Origin of the sequence: Streptomyces sp. NPDC005799 (genome assembly GCF_040630525.1) — a bacterium.
Taxonomy (GTDB): Bacteria; Actinomycetota; Actinomycetes; order Streptomycetales; family Streptomycetaceae; genus Streptomyces; species Streptomyces griseorubiginosus_B.
The window spans coordinates 181,187-183,459 of sequence record NZ_JBEXXQ010000014.1 but is presented as its reverse complement, the minus strand read 5'-3'; the positions used below and the strand labels follow the sequence as shown (position 1 = coordinate 183,459).

At 72.6% G+C, this 2,273-nt stretch carries 1 protein-coding gene; it reads right to left on the bottom strand.

Annotated features, from left to right (window positions below):
- Positions 1–2,002: hypothetical protein (locus tag ABZ453_RS16585; RefSeq protein WP_359015666.1), on the bottom strand; the 2,002-nt coding region annotated here is incomplete at its 3' end.
- Between the last annotated feature and the right edge of the window lie 271 nt (positions 2,003–2,273).

Genomic DNA, 2,273 nt, shown 5'->3' with positions numbered 1-2,273 from the left:
GTGCAGGGTGCCGCCGAGTTCGTGGGCGATGGTCCCGTCGGCGTTCACCTGGAACTGGATGCTCTCCCGCTCCTTGCCCTTCAGGTACAGCCGCCGACGACCCCGCCGCCGAGCGCGTCACCGGCGGGTCGGTCGGGGAGGCCGGGGTGCTCTCCGACGGGGTCGGGGAGACCGGGGGCTCGGACGGACCGCCGCCGGGAGCGGAGGCGGAGGGGCCCGAGCCGGTCGGCGAGCCCCCGCCGGAGGCCGCCGGCTGACCCGTCGCACCCTTGGTCGGGCGGGCCGACGCCGGGGCGGACGCGGAGGCGGTGGCCGAGGCGGTCGTACTCGCCGACGGGCCCGGCGAGGCACCGTTCGGCGCGGCGGAGGCGCCGGGTGAGGCGGACGGGGACAGGGACGCGGCGCCGTGTCCCGCCGGACCGCGCGAGGCTCCGCCGCCCGAGCCCGAGGCGTCCCGGGGGCTCGGGGCCTCGGTGGACACCCCGGGCTGCAGGATCGGGGCGATCGGCGGCTGCTTGGGCAGCGGCTTCGGAGTCATGCCGGAGACCCAGGCGTAGCTGAGGCCCGTCAGACCGGCCAGGGCGAGGGCGCACAGCGCGATCCTCAGGCGCGGGCGGCCCGCCGTGGAGCGTTTCGCGGCGCGGAAGATACGGCCGCTCATCTTCACCGACAGATAGACGACACCGGCCATCGGGCACAGCAGCATCACGCAGCCGATCACCCCGACCAGCCCGTCGACGATCTTGCCGTCCGCCAACGCCGAACCCGTGCCGACGAGTTGCTCGGTCAGCGACCGTGTCATCGTGGCGAGGATCCGCGGCAGGTTCCACAGGGCGTAGCCCAGCTCCCCCACCAGCAGCGGCACCATGGTCAGCACCCAGGTGGCCACTATGGTCCGCGCCGACTTCTTCAGCCCCGCGACCTCCTTGCGGGCCGCCTTCCCCTTCGCCCCCGGCACCAGGCCGAGCAGGATCGGCTTGATCTTGCCGTAGAGGTCCGGCACGCCCGCGAGATCGCCCAGGATGTAGTAGCCGTCCAGCCGGACGGCCGGCATCAGCTGCTCCAGGATCTCGAAGTGCCCGAGGTAGACCGCGGCCAGGAAGAACTGCGCCCCGGTCGCGAAGTACGCCCCGGCCATGCCGAGCATGAAGACGACGTTGAAGTAGACCCCGCCCAGGTCGGTACGGATCCGCCCGGCCCGGCCGATCCGGTAGACGTCGGTGACGTCCGTGTACATCGACGGCCAGATCAGGAAGAGCCCGCAGCCGATGCAGCCGGGCCGCGCGCCGCCGTACTTGCACGCGGAGGCGTGGCCGAACTCGTGGAAGACGAGCGAGGCCACGGTCAGCACGAACACGATCAGGATGAGGACCGGCTGGTCCAGGACCTCCAGGACCGGGTCGATCGCCCCGAAGAACCCGAACAGCCATACGTCCATGGCCACGGCGGCCAGCAGCGTCGCCACGACCACGGCCGGCCGGTGCAGCCAGGACAGCGCCCCAGCGATCCGTGCCGTGCGGCGCTCGTTGAAGATCACCCGGTGGCCCTTGAGGGCGAGCAGCAGGTCGGAGCGCGGGGCGTCGACCTCGTCGTCCTCCTGGCCCTCGGGGACCGTCACACCGAGCGGCTCGAGCTTGTTCTCCACCAGGTAGCGGATGTTCTCGCCGCTGACCTCGCGACCGAAGCGCGCGCTGACGCGGTACGCGATGGTCTCGACGTCACGGACGCCGTCGATGCTCGACGCCACGAGGTACAGCAGCCGGGACAGTTGCACGACCTGCCCGTCCCCCCGACGGGCGATGTACTTGGGGTCGGTGAAGCCCGACCCCTGGTACTCGCCGTGCAGCTTCAGCCCCGCGCTCAACCGCGGGACGGCCGGCGGCTGTTCGACGACCGGCAGGGTGCCCGTCGCCACCTGCTCGTACGTCACCGGCCAGCCGCCGGGTCCGGGCACGGGCCCGGTGTCGTACAGCGCCGCGGTCCCGTCTCCGAGCACTGTCATATGTGGTCTCCCCCCACGTGTCCCCCGCGTCCGCGCTGTTTCCCCCCGGAAAGCGCGCCGCCTTCCCCCCGGAAAGCCCGGCGGGTTCCCCCCGGACAAGGCGCCGCGGGGGCGGGCCGCGCCGCACATGAGCGCGGTCCGCCCCCGTGGCCGTCGTAGCGGGTGAGTACCGCTACTACGGTGTCGCTACTGGGTGACGTTGATCGTCTGCGCGGCCGAGGACTCGGCGGCGGACCACGAGGAGTGGTCGTTCAGGGCCGCGGACTCGTTG